The following is an 18186-nucleotide window of genomic DNA, read 5'->3' as shown; positions in this document are numbered from 1 at the left end:
CGGCTCGCGAGCCGCCGCGCACTTCCGGGTCACGGGGATCCGGTCAGGTGGGTCGCTCGTCGGTTGCCCGGAGCCCGCACGACATGAACGACTCGTTCATGTCGTCAGGCGCCAGGGTCCCGGCAAAGTCAGGTCAGCGCGGCCGATCCGGTCGCCCGCACGTCATGAACGGGTCGTTCACCTCGTCAGACGACATGAACGACCCTTTCATGACATCGCCGCGACGCCGGGCAGACCGCGCGGCCACGACTTTGCCGGAGCCCTGTCGTCGGGCGCGGTGAACGACTCTTTCATGACGTCGGCGCCCGGGCCGGGGCCGGCGGTCAGGCGATGCGGCGAGCCGTGGACCCCCGGACCACCAGCTCCGGCGCGAACAACAACTCCTCCGCCGCCACTTCACCCCCGTTGATCCGCTTCACCAGCAGCTCCACCACCGCCCGCCCCATGGCCTCGATCGGCTGGCGGGTCGTCGTCAGCGGCGGGTCGGTGCAGTTCATCAGCGCCGAGTCGTCGTACCCCACCACCGAGATGTCCTCCGGCACCGACAGCCCCTGCCGGCGCGCCGCGCGGACCGCTCCCAGCGCCAGCAAGTCGCTCGCGCACAGCACCGCCGTCGCTCCTCGGGGGTACAACCGCGCCGCCGCCGCGTGGCCGCCCTCGATCGAGAACATGCCGTGCTCGACCAGTTCGTCCAGCACCGGCAACCCCAGCTTCGCCGCGTACGCCTGGAACGCCGCCAGCTTGCGCTGCGACGGCACGTGGTCCGACGGCCCCAGCACCAGCCCGATCTTCTCGTGCCCCAGTGAGCTCAAGTGGCCGACGACCTGCTCGACCGCCACCGCGTCGTCGCACGAGACCTGGGGGAGGCCCAGGTGCTCGACCGCCGCGTTGATCAGCACCGTCGGCAGCCGCCGCTCGACGAGGTGGTGGTAGTGCGAATGGACCGCGTCCGCCTGCGCGTACAGCCCGCCGGCGAACACCACGCCCGACACCTGCTGCTGCAGGAGCAGCTCGACGTACTCCGCCTCGGACACCCCGCCCGCGGTCCGCGTGCACAGCACCGGCGTGAACCCCTGCTGGGCGAGGGCGTTGCCCATGATCTCGGCCAGCGCGGGGAAGATGGGGTTCTGCAGCTCCGGCAGCACCAGCCCGACCAGCCGGGCCCGCTCGCCGCGCAGCTGGGTGGGGCGCTCGTAGCCCATCACGTCGAGCGCGGTGAGCACGGCGGCCCGGGTGCTGGCGGACACCCCGGACCGGCCGTTGAGCACCCGGCTGACCGTGGCTTCACTGACCCCGACCTGGCGGGCGACTTCGGCAAGACGACGCGTCATGAGTGAAACTTTACAGCAACCAGGCGCAAAAGTATGACAAGCCCGTACCGGTCCAGCCGACCGGTACGGGCTTGTCACGAGCCGAGCTACGAAGCCGCCACTTCGAATTCGGACACCTGGCCCGCGGGCCAGCCGGTGTTGCCGGTGAACGTCAGCCGGACGAAACGCTGCGACGTCGCCGTGAAAGACGCCGACGCCGTGTTGCCGGATGCCGGGTCGAACGCGTAGCCGCGTGAGCCCACCAGCGTCGTGTACGTCCCGCCGTCCGTGCTGCCCGAGATCGTCACCGTCTGGGTCCGCGCGCCCCACGCCGACGACGGCGGCAGGCGAAGCGTCACCTTGTTGATCGACGCCGCCGCGCCCAGGTCCACCGTCAGCGTCTGCGGGAACGCGTTGTTCGCGCTCTCCCAGTAGGAGTTGGCGTCACCGTCCACGGCGTTCGACGGCGGGAAACCACCGACCGACGCGGACGCGCTGATCGCCTTGCCCCGCGCGAGGTTCGTGCCGGACTGAGGCGGCTGCGGCGGCCCCGAGTTCGGCGCGGGCCACGTCGAGCAGTCGCTCCACGTGCCGGTCCAGCCGCTGTTGCCCGACCCGCTGAACGTCATCCGCGGGATCGACGTCGGGTACGGGCAGTTGTACGTCCCGGTCACGCCGACGCCGGACGCCGTCAGGTTGCTGATCGACACCGACCCCTGCGTCTGCGACTGCGCCACGAACGTGCCGGCACCCTGCACCGAGACGCCGTCGATCGTGATGCCCTGGATCTGCTTGCCCGCGCCGTTGCCGTCGATGAACTGGATGGCCTCGTACGGGCTCTGGATCGCGGTGAACCCGGTGACGCGGATCGTGACGCCGGTGATCGCCTGGTCGCGCGCGTCGAACCACAGCGCGCCGACGCCGAACTGCCAGTTCGGGTCGAGCGCTCCGGCCCGCAGCGCCGTGTTGTTCGACAGCGTGACCGTGCCCGACAGCGGCACCGAGTTGAACCGGTTCGCGACCAGGTAGCCCCCGCCGAGGGCGTTGGTGTCCTGCACCAGGTTGCCGCTCACCGTGTTGTTCGACCCGCCGTACAGCGCGATGCCGTTGGCCAGGTTCGGCTGCACGATCGTGTTGTTCACCAGCGAGTTGCCCGAGTCGGCCTGGCCGTTGGACCACAGCGCGAGCCCGTCGTCGCCGTTGTTGCGCAGGTAGTTGTTGCGCAACGTCGAGTTCGTCACGGCGCCGTCGAAGTTCACGCCGTCGGCTTGCGTGTCGAGGATGCGGTTGTTCTCGATCGTGACGTTCGACGACGCCCCGTTCATCAGCCACAGTCCGCACTTCGTGTCCTGGATCCACAGACCCGACACGACCGAGCCGTTGCCCAGCACGCCGTGGAATGCGTTGTCGGGGCTGCCGTCGTTCCGCTCGGTGACGTCGCCGAACACCGCGAAGTCGTACAGTTTGATGTTGCCGGACGCGCTGCCGTTGTTGAAGATGTTGTTGCCGTGCAACACGGTGTACCACTGACCCGCGCCGCGCACGGTGGTCTGGTCGATCTGCAGCGCCGACCCGATCTCGAACCGCCCGGACGGCACCCAGACCTCGCGACCCTGCGACCGCGCTGCCGAAAGCGCGTTGCGGAACGCTTGCGAGTCGTCCGAAGAGTCGTTCGCGGTGGCGCCGTAGTCGGTCACCGACAACGCGGCCGACGGCTTCGAACCCGCGCCGCCGACCTGCTCGAAGTCGGCGAGGTCGATGGTCGCCTGGCCGACGTCACCGGAGTCGGCGGCCACCCGGACCTTCGCGCCCGCCGCGGCGTTCTGCCCGAACAGCAACCGCGCGTCGTCGAAGAAGTGGTGCGTCTTCGCGCCGGGGATCCAGCCGGTGTCCACATAGGAATACCGGGACGTCACCGAGAGGCCGCTGCCGAGCTTGGTCCCGTTGACGTACACCGAAAGCCGGCCCGAGGACCCGTCCGGCAGGTTGTAGTGGACGTTGATCGAGTTCGCCGCCGCGGGCAGCGTGAACTCGACGTACTGGCCGGTCGTGATCCGCACGGCCTGCCGCCCGGAGGCCTCCGACGCGATCGAAGCCTGGGTGTAGTCGGGGCCGACGGCCGAGCCGTTCGTCGCCGAGCACTCGGCCTCGACCGTCCGGAACGGCACACTCGCGCCGCCGGACGCCGTCGCCGGGCAGGTCGCGGCCGCGGCGGGCGCGCCGCCGGCCAGCACGGTCAGGCCGGACGCGGCGAGCGCGGCGGCGAGTAGAGCCGGGATGCGGGACATCGTCGTCACCTTTCTGTCAGGAGGAATAGGCTTCGAGTTCGGACAGCTGACCCGCGGGCCAGCCGGTGTTGCCGGTGAAGGTCAGCCGCAGGGTGCGTACGGACGTCGCCGGGAAGGTCACGGTCGCCGCGTTGCCCGAGGCCGGATCGAACGTGTACGTCGCCGACGCCTTGACGCCGTCGACCGACAACGTCTGCGTGCGCGAGCCCCACGAAGGCGGCAGTTTGAGAACGAGCCGCGACACGGTGACCGTGCTGCCGAAGTCGACGGTCACCGACTGCGGGAACGCGTTGTTCGTGCTCTCCCAATAGGAGTTCACGTCGCCGTCGACCGCGTTCGAAGGCGGGAAGCCGCCCTGCGAGCCGGAAGCGCTGACCGTCTTGTGCAGCGCGAGGTTCCCCGTCGGCTGGGTCGGCGTGGTGGTCGGGGGAGTGGTCGTGCCGCCGTTGTCCGAGCCGTACACCGGCGACGGCCACGAGCCGCAGTACGTCGTCGTCCAGCCGGAGTTGCCGCTCTGGTCGGCCAGGCCGGCCATCGCGTCCGGGCCCATGCAGTTGTAGACCCCGGCTCGCCCGATCCCCGTCGCGACGACGTTCTTCACCGAACCCGAAGGCTTCGACTGCAGCTGCCAGGCGAACGTGCCGGCGCCGCTGATCCGGACGTTCGTGAAGTGCACGTCCGTGGTTGCGCCGTCGATGAACTGGATGGCCTCGTAGTTGTTGTCCTGCAGGTCGAGGTCGGTGACGTCGACGCGGCCGGTGATGGCCGAGTCGCGGCCGTCGAACCACAGCGCGCCGACGCCGAACTGCCAGTTCGAGTCGAGCACGCCGGTGCGGATCGCGGTGTTGCGCGCGACCGTCGTGGTGCCCGACAGCGGCACCGCGCTGAACCGGTTGGCGATGTGGAGGCCGCCACCCTGGTCCTGGTTGTCGGCCACGACGTTGTCGGACACGGTGTTGTCGTGCCCGCCGTAGATCGCGATGTTGTTGGCGAGGATCGGCAGCAGCACGGTGTTGAAGGAGAACGTGTTGTGGTGGTCGGCGTCGCGCTCGGACCACATGGCCAGGCCGTCGTCACCGGTGTTGCGCAGGAAGTTGTTCGTCACCGTGGCGTTGCTGATGCCCTGGTGCAGGTTCAGCCCGTCGGCGGTCTGGTCGAGGATCCGGTTGCCGGCCACGGTGAGCCCGTCGAACGGCCCGTCGAGCCACAGCCCGACCTTCGTGTGCTGCAGCCACAGGTTCTGCACGACCGAGCCGCCGCCCAGCGCGCCGCCGATGGCGTTGGACTGGTCGCAGTCGACGCGGGCGTCGACCTGACCGATGATCGCGAAGTCGTAGAGCTTCACCGCGCTGCTCGTGCCGGGCACGGCCGGGTTGCCGGCGTAGGTCGACGTCCCGCAGCTCGCCGGTTCGCCCTTGCCGAAGATCCCGGCGCGCGGCCCGGTGAGCACCGAGTACCAGGGCCCGGCGCCGCGGATCGTCACCTGGTCGACCGTGATGTGGTGGCCGAGGGTGAAGGTCCCGGACGGGATCCAGACTTCCTTGCCCTGGCCGCGGGCCGCGGCGACCGCCGAGTCGAACGCCGAAGCGTCGTCGCTCGCGTCTCCCGCGGTGGCGCCGTAGTCGGTGACGGACACCGAGTTCGCCGGCCGGGTGGCCGCCGCGCCGACCTGCTCGAAGTCGGCGAGGTCGATCGTCGCCGGGACGTCGCCCGCGTCGACCTGCAGCTTGATCTTGGTGCCGGCCGGGTACGAGGTGCCGAGCAGCGCGCGGGTCTCGTCGTAGAAGTGGTGCGCGTGCCCGTCACCCGGGTTGTTGGTGAACGGGTACGAGCCGTAGTACCAAGCCCACTTCGACGTCACCGCGATGTCGCGGTTGTGGGTACCGCCGACGTAGAGCGAGATCGTCCCGTTGACGGAATCCGGGACGCTGTACCGGAAGTCGATCGAGTTGGCCGGCGCGGTGAGCGTGAACTCGACGTACTGGCCCTGGCCGGACAGCGTCACGGCTTTGCGGCCGGACGCTTCGCCGGCGAGCGTGCCCGCGGCGCGGTTCGGGCCGATGACCGAACCGTTCGTCGCGGCGGTTTCGGCTTCCTGTTCGACGAAGGGGACGCTCGCGCCGCGGCCGGCGGCCAGGGCCGAATTCCCGGCCGGGGCGGCGGCGATGGTGAGTCCGGCGGCGACGAGCACGGCGGCTGACGCCCCGAACCAGATTTTGGGCGCGCTGAAGACAGAGCTGGGGGACATGGGCGGCACTGGCCTTTCCGCAGCAGGTGGGGACCTCTGTGATCCGGATCATACGAATCTCGGACAGGAAATCGCAATAGTTGGACGAACTTACGCAAGTTTGCGACAGGAATTGACGACTGCGCCGGATGCCCGTCGTCCGGTTGCGCCTTGCGGAGCAACGCCCTCGACGGCGGACCGCGCTGATAGTTTTTCTGGCATGAGCCAGCGACGTGCGGACGGCAGCGCCGGGGACGCGGACTACGGCGCGATCGGCGGGGTCTACACCGACTACCGCAAGCCGGATCCCCGTATCGGCCAGTACATCCTCGACGCGCTGGGCGACGCGCGGACCGTGCTCAACGTCGGCGCGGGCGCCGGCGCGTACGAACCCGAAGACCGCGAAGTGACCGCCGTCGAGCCGTCCGCGTCGATGCGCGCGCAGCGGCCGGCGGACCTGCCGCCGGCGGTCGACGCGGTGGCCGAGAAACTCCCGTTCCCGGACCGGGCGTTCGAGGGCGCGATGAGCACGTTCAGCGTCCACCAGTGGAACGACCTGTGGACCGGGCTCAAGGAGCTGCGGCGGGTCACCCGCGGCCCGATCGCCATCCTGACCTGCGATCCCGCGCTGCTGCGGCGGTTCTGGCTGCTCGACTACGCACCCGAGGTGATCGAGACCGAAGCGCGGCGCTACCCGTCGGTCGACGACATCGCCGACGGGCTCGGCGGCCACACGTCGATCGTCGGCGTGCCGATCCCGATCGACTGCACGGACGGCTTCAACGAGGCCTACTACGCGCGGCCGGAACGCCTGCTCGACCCGGGCGCGCGGCTGTCGTGCTCGGCGTGGAGCTTCGTCGACGACCGCGTGCACCACCGCTTCGCCGCCGAGTTGCAGCACGACCTCGACGACGGCACGTGGGACCGCCGCTACGGACGGCTGCGCGAACAACAGACGTTCGACGGCTCCCTGGTTCTCGTCGTCTCGGACCCGACGTCGTGACGCCCCCGCCGTTCGACCCGGAGCTGGCACCGGTCGTCGAGATGCTGCGCGCCCTCCGGCCGCCGCTGGCGTCGCTCGCCGACATCCCCGGCCGGCGCGAGCTGAACGCGGCCGAGCACCGGACCGTCGAGGAGCTGGCCGCCGCACACCCCGGGTACAAGGTCGCCGAGGAATACGCGGGAGACGTCCCACTGCTGGTGATGACGCCGGCGTCGAGCGCGGGCGTCCTCTACTACGTGCACGGCGGCGGCACGATCGTCGGCAGCCACCTCGGCGCCGACGTGCCGAACCTGCTGGCCTGGGCGGGCGAACTGGACTTGACGATCGTCTCGCCCGGCTACCGGCTCGCTCCCGAGCACCCGTACCCGGCGCCGGTCGAGGACTGCTACGCCGGTCTGCTGTGGACGGCCGAGCGGTTCGCCGGCCCGCTCGTGCTCGGCGGGATCAGCGCGGGCGGCGGGCTGGCGGCGGCGACCGCGTTGCTGGCCCGCGACCGCGGCGGCCCGTCCCTCGCCGGGCAGCTGCTGCTCTGCCCGATGCTCGACGACCGCAACGACACGCCGTCGGCGGTCGACCTCGACGGCCGCGGGTTGTGGGACCGCACGGCCAACAACGTCGGCTGGACGGCGTACCTGGGCGACCTCGAGGACGTCCCGGCCTACGCCGCCGCGGCCCGCGCCGAGGACCTTTCCGGCTTGCCGCCGGCGTTCCTGGACGTCGGCACGGCCGAGACGTTCCGCGACGAGGTCGTCGCCTACGCGAGCCGCCTCTGGCAGGCGGGCGGCGAGGCGGAGTTGCACGTGTGGCCGGGCGGCTTCCACGGCTTCGACTCGCTGGCGCCCGAAGCGCGGCTCAGCCGGGCGGCGCGCGCCGCCCGGCTGACCTGGTTGCGCCGCCTACTCGGCCAGTAGCGCGGCCCGGCTCAAGCGCCCCAATGTGGCCTTCGGTGCGTCAGACGCACCGAAGGCCACATTGGGTGCATCTGACGCAACCAAGGCCACATTGGGGCGGTTACTCGGCCAGTAGGTCCTGCAGCTCCCGCACCGCGACCGCGAGTTCGTCCGCGAAGCGGTACATCTCGGCCGAGACGTGCTTCGGTGTGCTCAAGTAGATGTTCCAGCGGTCCGGCAGCAGGACGTACGCGATGCCGATGCACTGCGGGCTCGTCGAACCGAACCCGAAGTACTGGATGTTGACCGACGGCGCCGAGCTGGTGCTCAGGTAGTCGTCCCGCGACTTCAGCCAGCCCGGCGAGGAGTACAGCGGCAGGTCCGTGGCTTCCCCACGGCGTTTCGCGATCAGCTGCAGCTCCCACAGGTGCTGCTCCGGCGCGTCCCCGGCCTGGCACTCCTTCGCCCGCGAAACGTGCTTCGCGGCCGCGGCACGGAACGCGGCACGCTTTTCTTCAAGAGAGGCGTCCGGCGAAGTCATGACGTCGGCGAAGTGCACGACCTCCGGCGTCACGACCCGCATGGCCTCGGTCCGGCCGTTCCGGAACTGCCGCGTCGCGATCGACTCGTACGTCGCGCCGGTCAGGCCCTTCGCGCGGCGATGCGCGAGCTGGTACGACATCTGCGCGAAGGCGTCCGGGGACATCCCCAGCTCCTTCGCGCGGTTGGCGCCGAAGTCGAACGACACGGTCTGCGTCGCCGTCGCGTCCGCGTAGGCCTTGAAGGCTTCTCGGGCGGCGCGCGCGTCTTCGCGCAGAGCGTCGGTCAACGTGAACTCGACGACTTCGTAGCCCGGGACGCCGTCAGCCTTTTCGCGAGCTTCGCGTGAACCGCTCAACAGAGCGTCGGTGAAGCCGAGGATCGTCGTGCCGTCGAGTTCGCAGTGCTCGACGTTGATCCCGGCGGTGCCGTCCTCGAACACGATCAGCGAGACGGCCTTGTCGTACCACCGGTTGTCGCCGTACAGCAGGCGGTCGCCCGCTTCCAGGGCGTTCGACGGCGTGAAGTCGTCCAGGCACAGGCAGAACAGCGCGGTTTCGATGGTCTCCAACGCGGCGGCGTTGCCCGCGTCGATGAGCGCGGCTCGCGAAGCCGCCCACTCCGCACGCGCCTTCGTCGTGAACGGACCGGCCGGGACGTCGGTGACGTGGTCGTCCTTGAGGATCGCGCGCAGCCCGTCGGCGATCTGCTCCGGCGAGTACGGGCGCCCGTCCTCGGCGAGGACGTCCATGCGGAACGGCGTGCCCTTCGAGAACACGACGATGTGCCGCTCGGGCGACGGGAACCGCGTGCGCGCGGTGTCCAGCAGCTCGCCCGGGATCCGCGTCGCCGAGAACAGGTACTTGTGCTGCACCATCGACTGCGGCGTGCCGCGCAGGAGCACCGGCGGCACGAGTTCGTCGTCCAGCTTCAGCTTGTAGTCCACGGCGGACGCGGTCAGCTCGGCCGCGCGCTCGACCTGGCCGAGCGGGGAGTCCTGGAACAGGAAGAAGAAGTTGGCGTTGAGCGCGATCCGGTCGCGGCGGCCGAGGTAGCGGTACGGCCAGAACGTGTCGAGCCAGCTGCGCACGCCGGGCGAGCGGTCGTACTCCTCGAGCGCGGCCTGCAGTTCGGGCCCGGGGCCCGCGAGGAACTCCGCGAACGCCGCCTCGGTCTCGGCCAGCTCGTCCGGCGTCAGCAGCGGGGCGCACCACTCGAGGAAGCGGCGGCGGCTGTCCTCCAGCGTGGGGACGGGGACGCGGGGAAGCCGGTCCTCGTTGCCGAAGGTGCGGGTGGACCAGTCCGGACTGCTCACGGTCATCCTTCTTGCTCGGAAGTGGCCAGCGTGGCCGCGAGTTCGGCCGCGCCTTCAGGACGGGAAACATACAGCTGCGCGTAGAGCCAGCCGTCGGCCTCCAGGCCGGTGGGGTCGACGCCGGCGGCGTCGAGGGTGTCCAGGATCTGCGTCTGCTCCTCGGCGGAGGCGAACCGCCGCTGCCGGAAGACGCCTTCGACGGGCGCGGTGTCGTACCCCAGCCCGGCCAGGCTGTCGGCGACCGGTTCGTAGGAGAACATCCGCAGCACGAAGTGCGCCATCCACGGCCGCGACCCCCGCGCGATCCGGGAGATCGTCTTCTCGGTGACGTAGCCGACGCAGCCGGTCGAGATCACGAGGTCGACGTCGTCCAGCAGCTTGCGCTGGGTGCTGTCCGGGTCGTCGCTTTCGAAGTCCGCGTGGATCGCCTCGTCGAGGAACCCGGCGGAAAGCGCGTACTCGAGCGCCGGCGCCGACGCGTCCAGGCCGTAGAACTTCGCGCCGCCCAGGTCGGTGACGCGGGCCCGGTCGGCCTCGATCAGCTGCGTGTGGGTGAGCGCCCGGACGTCCGGAGCGGTGTAGTGCGCGTAGAGGTCGTCCATCGTGGCGTCGCAGCGCCTTAGGGCCGCATTGACGCCGTACGAGCAGCCGACGTCCAGCACGGTCGGGCGCTCGGCCGGGTGTTCGCCGATCAACTTGGCGAAATACGGCTTCGCCAGCTGCGGGATTTCGTAGTTCACGCGCCGCAGGGTGCCGAAGAACGGCCGCGGGTCGGGTGCGGTGTAGATGTGGTCGAACGAGATCTTGCCGGTCGAGTCGAAAGGCACAGGCCAGGCTCCTGATCTAGTCGAGCAGTTCGTCGCCACGGTCAGTGCGCCCGGCCAGGTGTACCGGCAGGACCCGGCCGAACAGCTGCCTGGTCCGCTCCGCGCTGCCGATGACCCCCGGGCGCTCGCTGTAGGCGAAGATCGCGGAGTACCGCGCGATCGCACCCTCCACCGTACTGACCCGGTGCAAGGCGAAGCGTCCTTGGAAGAGCTGCAGGTCCCCCGGACGGAGGCCGAGGCGCTGGACCGGATGGGTGCCGTCTTCGGCGAGCACCGCCCGGACGGCCGGGAAGTTCTCGTCCGCCGCGGACCGGATGCCGGGGCAGTATTCGAAGGTCCCGCCCGCTTCGGCGGCCTGCGTCAGCATGCTCACCGTGTAGGAGTTCGTGTCGAAGTGCCACGGGTGCGCGCGGCCGGGCGCGATCACGTTGAGCGTCAGCCCGGACAGCGGATCGGCCAGCTCGTGCAGTTCCGGCAGGCCGAAGCAGTCGGCGACGAACCGCTGGAACAGCGGGCTGGTGTAGAGCCGCGCGATGATCGACGACGCGGGGATGTGGTCCCGCGCGACGAAGGCGTTGCCGCGTTCCATGATCGTGCGGCCCGGGTGGTCTTCGGGCAGCGGCTCGCCGATCGCCGTGTTGTAGGCGTTGACCTTTTCGATCTTCGTGTAGGCGTGCGGTTCGAGCGCGGCGCACTCTTTCCGGAGGACGTCGTGCAGTTCGGGCCGGATGAAGTCGGCGAGCACGCTGCACCCGACGTCGGCCAGGTCGGCCTGGGTGCGCCCGACGGTCTCGCGCCACGCGGGACTGTCCGGATCGGTGAGCGGGTAGCGGTCGGTGTCGACCATTTCCAGTGGCGCTACGGAGGTGCTCATCGAGGTCCCTTCCGGCGGGTGAAGGACCAGAGTTAGCACAGAGTCCCGCTGGTCAACCGTCGGTTTGTGAGCGGTGACACAGGGTCGTCAGGCCCCCACCTCGGTGGCCCACGAGCTGACGGTGACGGTGTCGGTGGTGCCGAGATCGGTGTCGAGTGGCTGCTTTTGCGCAGGTTCGCCCGGAACCGGCACCACGGCGATTGCCGCGCCGGTGCGCGTGTCGCCGCTCGTGACGGTCGCCGACCAGGCGAGCACGGCCACGACCTTCTCGCCCGGTTGGACGGTCAGGTCCTGCGGCCCGAGGTCGCGCGCGAAGTAGGAAGTCCCGTGCTCGACCTTCACCTCGAGCGGGGAGCCGTCGCCCGCGAGGATCTTCAGGTCGGGGTAGCCGGTGACCTTCCGCGGCGCGGTGTCCCGGTTGGTCAGCGTCAGCACGCTCGCGCGGTGCCCGAGCCCGGCTTCGACCTGGCCGACCGAAAGCGACAGACCGGCCGACGGCGGCGGGCCGTACGTCGGGCTCGGGGTGGTGGTCGTCGGCGTCGGTGCGGGTGGTGGCGGACTTTCACAGCCTGCCAGAAGCACGAGGACGAGCAGCGGCGCGAAGCGCGAAACCCCCATGCGGCGGAAGACTAGCGGATGACGTGAATGACTCATTCATGTCGCCAGGCGACATGAATGAGTCATTCACTACGTTCGGTGGGCCCTTACGGAGTCAACAGCGGCAGGAGCGGCTTGCGCACCGCCGTGGCGACGCCGTCCGACGCCGCCGCGGCGGCGAGCCGCTCGGCCGACGGACGTCCGTAGCCCGTCGTCCGCTGCACCAGCGGACGGCCGAGCGGTTCGACCATCGCGCGCATGTCGCTGATCGTCTTGTACGACCCGTTGGACGCGCCCGCCATCCGGCTGATCGTCTCCTCCATCAGCGTGCCGCCGATGTCGTTGACGCCGCCCTGCAGCACCGCGCGGCTGCCCTCCACACCGAGCTTCACCCAGGAGCTCTGGATGTTGTCGATCATGCCGTGCAGCAGCAGCCGGGACAGCGCGTGCACCGCGCGGTTCTCGCGCACGGTCGCCCCGGCGCGGGCGAGGCCGGCGAGGTAGATCGGCGAGCTCTGGTGGATGAACGGCAGCAGCACGAACTCGCTGAACCCGCGTCGCCCGTGCTTCTCCAGGCCCTCACGCTGCAGCCGCGCGAGCAGCTTCAGGTGGGCGACCCAGTGCGCCGGCGTGTCGACGTGGCCGTACATCATCGTGGACGTCGTCGGCAGCCCGACCTCGTGCGCCGTCGTGACGACCTTGATCCACTCCGACGTCGGCAGCTTGCCCTTGGTGAGCACCCAGCGGACGTCGTCGTCGAGGATCTCCGCCGCCGTGCCCGGCAGCGAGTCGACGCCGGCTTCCTTCGCCTTGATCAGCCAGTCGCGCAGGGACAGGTTGGTCCGCGAAGCGCCGTTCACGACCTCCATCGGGCTGTAGGAGTGCAGGTGGATCTCCGGCTGGCGGCGCTTGACCTCGGCCGCGAGGTCGAAGTACGCGGTGCCCGGCAGGTCCGGGTGGATGCCGCCCTGCATGCAGATCTCGGTCGCGCCCGCGGCCCACGCCTCGTCGACGCGGTCGCCGACCTGCTCCAGCGAGAGCGTGTACGCGTCGGCGTCCGTGCGACGCTGCGCGAAGGCGCAGAAGCGGCAACCCGTGTAGCAGACGTTGGTGAAGTTGATGTTCCGCGTGACGACGAACGTGATGTCGTCGCCGACCGTCTCGCGACGCAGGTCGTCGGCGAGCTTCGTGAACGCGTCCAGTTCGCGACCGTCCGCGTGCAGCAACGCCAGCGCGGCGTCATCGGAGAGCCCGGCCGGGTCCTTTTCCGCGCTGCGCAACGCTTCCAGGATGTCCGTGTCGAACTTCTGCGGCCCGGTCTTGATCCGGTCGCCGATCTCCTTCCAGTCCCCGTACACGGAGTCGAAATCGCTTCGGCGGTCTTCGGTGCGGCCGCTGGTGTCGATCTCGGTGTGCAGGTCGGTGCGGCCGGACTCCTGCCAGCCGCCGTCCGGCTCCTGCCACGGGATGCCGACCGGCATCGCGTCTTCGCGCGCCATCCCGGTGTCGTAGTCGACGAGCGCGGCGACGTGCCGCGTGATCCGCGGGTCCAGCCACGGCTCGCCGGCCTTGACGTACTCCGGGTAGATCGTCAGCCGCTCCTTCAGCTCGAAGCCGGCCTTCTCGGTGCGGCGGGCGAGCTCGTCGATCTGCGGCCACGCGCGTTCCGGGTTGACGTGGTCCGGGGTCAGCGGCGAGACGCCGCCCCAGTCGTCGATGCCGGCGCGGATCATCAGGTCGTACTGGCGGCCGATCAGGTTCGGCGGCGCCTGGATGCGCATCTTCGGGCCGAGCACCAGCCGCGCCACGGCGATGTTCGCGGCCAGCTCTTCGAGGTCGGCGTCCGGCGTCGCGCGCATCTTCGTGTCCGGCTTGGCCCGGAAGTTCTGCACGATGACTTCCTGGATGCCGCCGTAGGTCTTGGCGACCTTGCGGATCTCGAACAGCGCGTCGGCGCGCTCTTCGAACGTCTCGCCGATGCCGATCAGGACGCCGGTGGTGAAGGGGACGCTGCTGCGCCCGGCGTCCTCGAGCACCCGGAGCCGGACCGCGGGGTCCTTGTCCGGCGAGCCGTAGTGCGGCCCGCCCTTCTCGCTCCACAGCCGGGTCGCGGTGGTCTCCAGCATCATGCCCATCGACGGCGCGACCGGCTTGAGCCGCTGGAAGTCCTGCCAGGTCAGCACGCCCGGGTTGAGGTGCGGCAGCAGACCGGTCTCTTCGAGGACGCGGATCGCCATCGCGCGGACGTAGGAGAGCGTGTCGTCGTAGCCGTGCGCGTCCAGCCAGTCGCGGGCGGCCTTCCAGCGGTCCTCGGGGCGGTCGCCGAGCGTGAAGAGGGCTTCCTTGCAGCCCATCTCCGCGCCCTTGCGGGCGATGTCGAGCACCTCGTCCGGGGAGAGGAACGGCGATTCGAGCCGGCCCGGCACGGTGACGAACGTGCAGTAGCCGCAGCGGTCGCGGCACAGCCGGGTCAGCGGGATGAACACCTTGCGGCTGTAGGTGATGATCCCGGCGCGCCCGGCCTCGGCCAAGCCGGCGTCGCGGATGCGGGAGGCGTACTCGGAGAGCGTCGTGAGGTCGTCGCCGCGGGCGTGCAGCAGGACGGCCGCTTCGGTGACGTCCAGTGTCTTCCCGTCACGCGCCCGGGCGAGCGCGCGGCGCATCGCGGAGGCGGTCGGGGTGGTGGCGTCGGGTTCGGGTCCCATTCCGCCCACGCTAGGACCGTCCTCACGCGACCAGCCAGTGTGTGTTGCGCACCCGGCTGCGGTTCTACCCGGACGTGATCGTCGTCGCAGGTCACCGGGGTGCCGTGGTTGTCGATCAGCTGCCCGGCGTGTATTACCTAAAGGGTGGCATCGGTGGTCGGGAAGAAGATCGGCGGACGGACGTACTACTACCTGGCGGAGTCGGGCCGGGTCGACGGCAAGCCACGGGTGGTCACCCAGCGTTACCTCGGGACGGCCGAGGAGATCGCCCGGGCCGTCCCGGGCGGCGAGCCGGCGTCGACGTCGTACCGGGCGTTCGGCGACATCGCCGCGGTGTGGTCGACGCTCTCGCGCTTGGGCTTCGTCGGCCGGGTCGACGACGTGGTGCGTGCGAAGCCGTCGCTGGGGTTGACGCTCGCGGTCGCGGTGCTGCACCGGGCGACCGCACCCGGCACGCCCCTGTCCGAATGGTGGGCGTCGGGGCCGGCCGCCGACCTCGTCCGGCCGCGCCTGTCCACGGTGGACGGGATCTGGAAGGCACTGGAACGCCTTACGCCGGACCGCATCGCGGGGATCGAGGAGGCCGTCGCCGCCGCCGTGCTGGAGGCACTCGACGACCACGCGGCACTCGCCGTCGACGTCCCCCAGTTCGCGGCGTTCGCCCCGGCGGACTGCACGCTGCCCTCGGCGTGCCAGGGCGTCCTCGCCGGGGTCGGCCTGCGGGTGACGCGCGACGGCGCCATCCCGCTGGCCTCGCGGCTGTACCGGCGCGACGACGGCACGGCACCGACGTTCGCGTCGCTCATGGCGGGACTGGGACCGGCGACGCTCGTCTTCCACGCCGGCCAGGCGGCGCAGCTGGACCTCGGCTCACGCAGCGGGTTCGTCGGGTCGCTGCCGCTGACCGACCACCCCGAGCTGCTGACCCAGCCCGCGTCCGCTCGCAAGCGCGTCGACCCCGAGCGGTTCGCCGGGCTGACGGCGCTGGACACGCACGCGGTGGTCGACGGCGTCCGGCGGCGGGTGATCCTGACGCATTCGGCGACGCTGCACGCGGCGCAGTCCCGCGCGTTCGCCGACGAGCTGGCCACCGCGACCCGCGAGCTGGACGGCCTGGCCGAGGCCCTGGCCGCGGGCACCCACCGCGGCGACCGCGCCCAGGTGCACGCCGAGCTGGGCCGGGTGACGCGCGGCCGGCGCATCGAGCGCGTGCTCACCGCCGTGCTCAGCGGGAACCGGCCGGGGGAGATCCGGCTGGAACGGCGGATCGATTCCGCCGCGCTGGCCCGGCTCGACGAGGAGTTCTTCGGCAAACAGGTGCTGGTCACCGACCGGGACTGGCCGATCGGCGACGTCGTCACGGCCTACCGCGCGCGCACCCACCTGGAGTCGACGTTCCGCTGGCTGACCGGGCCCGCCGTCACCGGCCCGACCCCGCGCTGGGAGTGGACGCGGCAGCGGATCGCGGCGCACGGGCTGGTGTCGGTGCTCGCCGCGACCGTCACGCACCTGATGCGGCGCGAGGCCGACCGGGCGGGGATGAACCTGTCCGTCCGCGAGCTGCTCGACCAGCTGGCCGGCATCGGCGAGCTGGTGCTGCGGTACCCGTCCACCGGCGGGCGGCCGCGGACGAAGCGCCTGCTGACCGAGCTGGACCCCGGGCAGCAGGCGCTCGCCGATCTGTTTCAGCTCTCGCGGTAGATCTGCAGCGCCGAGAAGCTCTGCACCACCGGCATCAGCTCGATGACGTTGATGTTCACGTGCTCCGGCTGGCTCGCCGCCCAGTAGACGGACTCGGCGACGTCCTCCGCGGTCAGCGGGGTCGTGCCCTCGTAGACCTTGTCGGCCTTGGCCGCGTCGCCGTCGAAGCGGACCTTCGAGAAGTCCGTGCCGCCGACCATGCCGGGCTCGACGTTCGTCACGCGCACGCCGGTGCCGTGCAGGTCGCTGCGCAGGTTGAGGCTGAACTGGTGGACGAACGCCTTGGTCGCGCCGTAGACGTTGCCGCCGGGGTAGGGGTAGGTGCCGGCGATCGAGCCGATGTTGATCACGTGGCCGCGGCCGCGCTCGACCATGCCGGGCAGCAGCGCGCGCGTGACGTGCGCGAGGCCGCGGACGTTGGTCGCGATCATCTGGTCCCAGTCGTCCAGGTCCGCCTTGTGGGCGGGCTCGAGGCCCTTGGCGAGGCCGGCGTTGTTCACCAGGACGTCGACGGCTGCCCACTCCGCGGGGAGGGCGTCGATCTTCTGCCGGACTGCTCCGGGGTCGCTGACGTCGAGGGTGACCGGCAGGACGGCGTCGCCGAGCTCGCCGGCCAGCTTCTCGAGCTTGTCCCCGCTGCGGGCGACGGCGATCACGCGGGCGCCCTCGGCGACGAACCGGCGCGCGATGGCGTCGCCGAAGCCGGCGCTGGCGCCGGTCACGAACACGGTCTGGTTGGTCATGGAGTGGCTCCGCTGTTCTTCAGGAAGGTGCTGAGTGCCTCGTCGAACTCGGTCTCGCGCTCCAGGTTAGGCAGGTGGCCCGCGCCCTCGATCACCACCAGGGCCGAACCGCGGATCTCCCGGTGGATCAGTTCGGCGTCGGTGACGGGGGTGAACTCGTCCTCGCTGCCGACGACCACCAAGGCCGGGACGTCGATGTGCTTCAGCGTCGGCGTGTAGTCGGGACGCTCGGCGCGGCCCCGCAGTGCGGCCGCGGCTCCTTCTTTCGGCGCGTCGCGCATCATGCGGCGGACGTGGGCTTCGACGTCGGGCCTGGTCGCGCGGGTCTGCTTCGAGATCATCTTGGGGAGGAGCTCGTCGGCGTAGCGCTCCATGCCCTCTGCGGTGATCCTCGCGGCGGTGTCGTAGCGGGCTTGCTTCGCCTCCGGGGTGTCGAGGCCGGGGAAGGTGCCGGCCAAGAGGAGGGCCTTGACCCGGCCGGGGTGGTCCTTCGTCAGCTGCATGACGATCTGGCCGCCCATGGAGAGGCCGCCGAGGACGAAGCTCGCGAGGCCCAGGTGGTCGGCCAGCTCGACGAGGTCGTTCGCGAAGACGTCGAGGCCGGTCTTGGTGTCGGCCGTCTTGGAGTCGCCGTAGCCGCGGAGGTCGGGTGCGACGACCCGGTGGCCCCGCTCGGCCAGGTACTCGGCCTGGGGACGCCACATTGAGCGGTCGAAGGGGTGGCCGTGGACCAGCAGGACCGGCTGTCCGTTTCGCGGGCCGAGGTCGTCGTGCGCGAGGTTCATGCGGCCGACGCTAGGCGGAGCTTTGACGCGGAGCAATACGGTGCAATGTAGTCGGAGCAATGTTCTTTCGCTGGCGCTCCGGGGCCCGGGGGTGCAGACTGAGCCGCAGACGGGCTTCGTCGTGGGGTCTGACCTGCGCTGATCTTGTTAAGGGACCCCCCTGTTTCGGGCCCTTTCGGGGCATGTAAAGTTCTCCAAGTCGCCAGGGAAACCGAGCGGCGGGGACACGAACCAAGCTCTCGCGGATCGCGATTGAGTGGGTGTCCCACCAAAAACTGCTAGGAATGACTCGCTTCGAGCGAGCCGCTTGATCGCGGCGGACTCGGGGTGTGTTGCTTGAGAACTCAACAGTGTGCTAGTGAACTAAGCCAGTAGAGCTTA

At 70.3% G+C, this 18186-nt stretch carries 13 protein-coding genes; 3 read left to right on the top strand and 10 right to left on the bottom strand.

Annotation, left to right across the window (positions count from 1 at the left end; all coding sequences use genetic code 11):
- Positions 1 to 323 precede the first annotated feature (323 nt).
- From ABFJ78_RS23220 to ABFJ78_RS23210, 3 genes are all read right to left on the bottom strand, one after another.
- Positions 324 to 1331, bottom strand: coding sequence for a LacI family DNA-binding transcriptional regulator (locus ABFJ78_RS23220; protein ID WP_364464248.1), 1008 nt, complete (start codon positions 1329 to 1331; stop codon positions 324 to 326).
- Between the two features lie 86 nt (positions 1332 to 1417).
- Positions 1418 to 3598: a discoidin domain-containing protein gene (locus ABFJ78_RS23215; protein ID WP_436388450.1), complete on the bottom strand. Its 2181-nt coding sequence runs from the start codon at positions 3596 to 3598 to the stop codon at positions 1418 to 1420.
- Between the two features lie 16 nt (positions 3599 to 3614).
- Positions 3615 to 5846: a discoidin domain-containing protein gene (locus ABFJ78_RS23210; protein WP_436388449.1), complete on the bottom strand. Its 2232-nt coding sequence runs from the start codon at positions 5844 to 5846 to the stop codon at positions 3615 to 3617.
- Positions 5847 to 6045: 199 nt separating this feature from the next.
- Between ABFJ78_RS23210 and ABFJ78_RS23205 the strand changes: the two genes are divergently transcribed.
- Positions 6046 to 6828 carry a class I SAM-dependent methyltransferase gene (locus tag ABFJ78_RS23205; protein WP_436388448.1) on the top strand — a complete coding sequence of 261 codons (783 nt, stop codon included), beginning with the start codon at positions 6046 to 6048 and terminating at the stop codon, positions 6826 to 6828.
- Positions 6825 to 7739 (top strand): alpha/beta hydrolase fold domain-containing protein, encoded by a 915-nt coding sequence (locus ABFJ78_RS23200; RefSeq protein WP_436388447.1) that lies wholly within the window; start codon positions 6825 to 6827, stop codon positions 7737 to 7739. Before ABFJ78_RS23205 ends, ABFJ78_RS23200 begins: the two co-directional genes overlap by 4 nt.
- Before the next feature lie 100 nt (positions 7740 to 7839).
- Here the strand turns inward: ABFJ78_RS23200 and ABFJ78_RS23195 are convergent, their stop codons facing one another.
- The 5 genes from ABFJ78_RS23195 to ABFJ78_RS23175 form a co-directional block, all read right to left on the bottom strand.
- Complete coding sequence (locus tag ABFJ78_RS23195) at positions 7840 to 9579, bottom strand: choline/carnitine O-acyltransferase (protein WP_436388446.1); 1740 nt, start codon at positions 9577 to 9579, stop codon at positions 7840 to 7842.
- The gene (locus tag ABFJ78_RS23190; protein WP_436388445.1) at positions 9576 to 10400 is read right to left on the bottom strand and encodes a class I SAM-dependent methyltransferase; all 825 of its coding nucleotides are present in this window, start codon (positions 10398 to 10400) and stop codon (positions 9576 to 9578) included. The genes ABFJ78_RS23195 and ABFJ78_RS23190 overlap by 4 nt, the downstream gene beginning before the upstream one ends.
- A gap of 16 nt (positions 10401 to 10416) precedes the next feature.
- Entirely contained in the window at positions 10417 to 11274 is an 858-nt protein-coding gene (locus ABFJ78_RS23185; RefSeq protein WP_436388444.1) for a HalD/BesD family halogenase, read from the bottom strand.
- Positions 11275 to 11361: 87 nt separating this feature from the next.
- Complete coding sequence (locus ABFJ78_RS23180; protein WP_436388443.1) at positions 11362 to 11892, bottom strand: DUF4232 domain-containing protein; 531 nt, start codon at positions 11890 to 11892, stop codon at positions 11362 to 11364.
- 86 nt (positions 11893 to 11978) lie between these two features.
- Positions 11979 to 14576 carry a bifunctional FO biosynthesis protein CofGH gene (locus ABFJ78_RS23175; RefSeq protein WP_436388441.1) on the bottom strand — a complete coding sequence of 866 codons (2598 nt, stop codon included), beginning with the start codon at positions 14574 to 14576 and terminating at the stop codon, positions 11979 to 11981.
- A gap of 153 nt (positions 14577 to 14729) precedes the next feature.
- On the opposite strand from ABFJ78_RS23175, the gene ABFJ78_RS23170 reads away from it, so the two are divergent.
- Entirely contained in the window at positions 14730 to 16277 is a 1548-nt protein-coding gene (locus tag ABFJ78_RS23170; protein ID WP_436388440.1) for an IS1634 family transposase, read from the top strand.
- Here the strand turns inward: ABFJ78_RS23170 and ABFJ78_RS23165 are convergent.
- Together ABFJ78_RS23165 and ABFJ78_RS23160 are read right to left on the bottom strand one after the other, a co-directional pair.
- Positions 16262 to 17020: an SDR family oxidoreductase gene (locus ABFJ78_RS23165; RefSeq protein WP_436388439.1), complete on the bottom strand. Its 759-nt coding sequence runs from the start codon at positions 17018 to 17020 to the stop codon at positions 16262 to 16264. The two genes, ABFJ78_RS23170 and ABFJ78_RS23165, sit on opposite strands and share 16 nt — an antisense overlap.
- On the bottom strand, positions 17017 to 17805 hold the full coding sequence (locus ABFJ78_RS23160; protein WP_436388438.1) for an alpha/beta fold hydrolase: 789 nt from the start codon (positions 17803 to 17805) through the stop codon (positions 17017 to 17019). The genes ABFJ78_RS23165 and ABFJ78_RS23160 overlap by 4 nt, the downstream gene beginning before the upstream one ends.
- Positions 17806 to 18186: the final 381 nt, after the last annotated feature.

The sequence above is a fragment of the Amycolatopsis sp. MEPSY49 genome (genome assembly GCF_051337345.1).
Taxonomy (GTDB): domain Bacteria; phylum Actinomycetota; class Actinomycetes; order Mycobacteriales; family Pseudonocardiaceae; genus Amycolatopsis.
The sequence above is the reverse complement of the archived record's forward strand: the minus strand, read 5'-3'. Positions and strand labels throughout refer to the sequence as shown.

Bases quoted from the DNA above. Each gene is read 5' to 3' on its own strand.
- ABFJ78_RS23215 (WP_436388450.1), bottom strand. From the start codon at position 3,598: ATGTCCCGCATCCCGGCTCTACTCGCCGCCGCGCTCGCCGCGTCCGGC.
- ABFJ78_RS23210 (WP_436388449.1), bottom strand. From the start codon at position 5,846: ATGTCCCCCAGCTCTGTCTTCAGCGCGCCCAAAATCTGGTTCGGGGCG.
- ABFJ78_RS23220 (WP_364464248.1), bottom strand. From the start codon at position 1,331: ATGACGCGTCGTCTTGCCGAAGTCGCCCGCCAGGTCGGGGTCAGTGAA.
- ABFJ78_RS23205 (WP_436388448.1), top strand. From the start codon at position 6,046: ATGAGCCAGCGACGTGCGGACGGCAGCGCCGGGGACGCGGACTACGGC.
- ABFJ78_RS23160 (WP_436388438.1), bottom strand. From the start codon at position 17,805: ATGAACCTCGCGCACGACGACCTCGGCCCGCGAAACGGACAGCCGGTC.
- ABFJ78_RS23180 (WP_436388443.1), bottom strand. From the start codon at position 11,892: ATGGGGGTTTCGCGCTTCGCGCCGCTGCTCGTCCTCGTGCTTCTGGCA.
- ABFJ78_RS23165 (WP_436388439.1), bottom strand. From the start codon at position 17,020: ATGACCAACCAGACCGTGTTCGTGACCGGCGCCAGCGCCGGCTTCGGC.
- ABFJ78_RS23195 (WP_436388446.1), bottom strand. From the start codon at position 9,579: ATGACCGTGAGCAGTCCGGACTGGTCCACCCGCACCTTCGGCAACGAG.
- ABFJ78_RS23175 (WP_436388441.1), bottom strand. From the start codon at position 14,576: ATGGGACCCGAACCCGACGCCACCACCCCGACCGCCTCCGCGATGCGC.
- ABFJ78_RS23185 (WP_436388444.1), bottom strand. From the start codon at position 11,274: ATGAGCACCTCCGTAGCGCCACTGGAAATGGTCGACACCGACCGCTAC.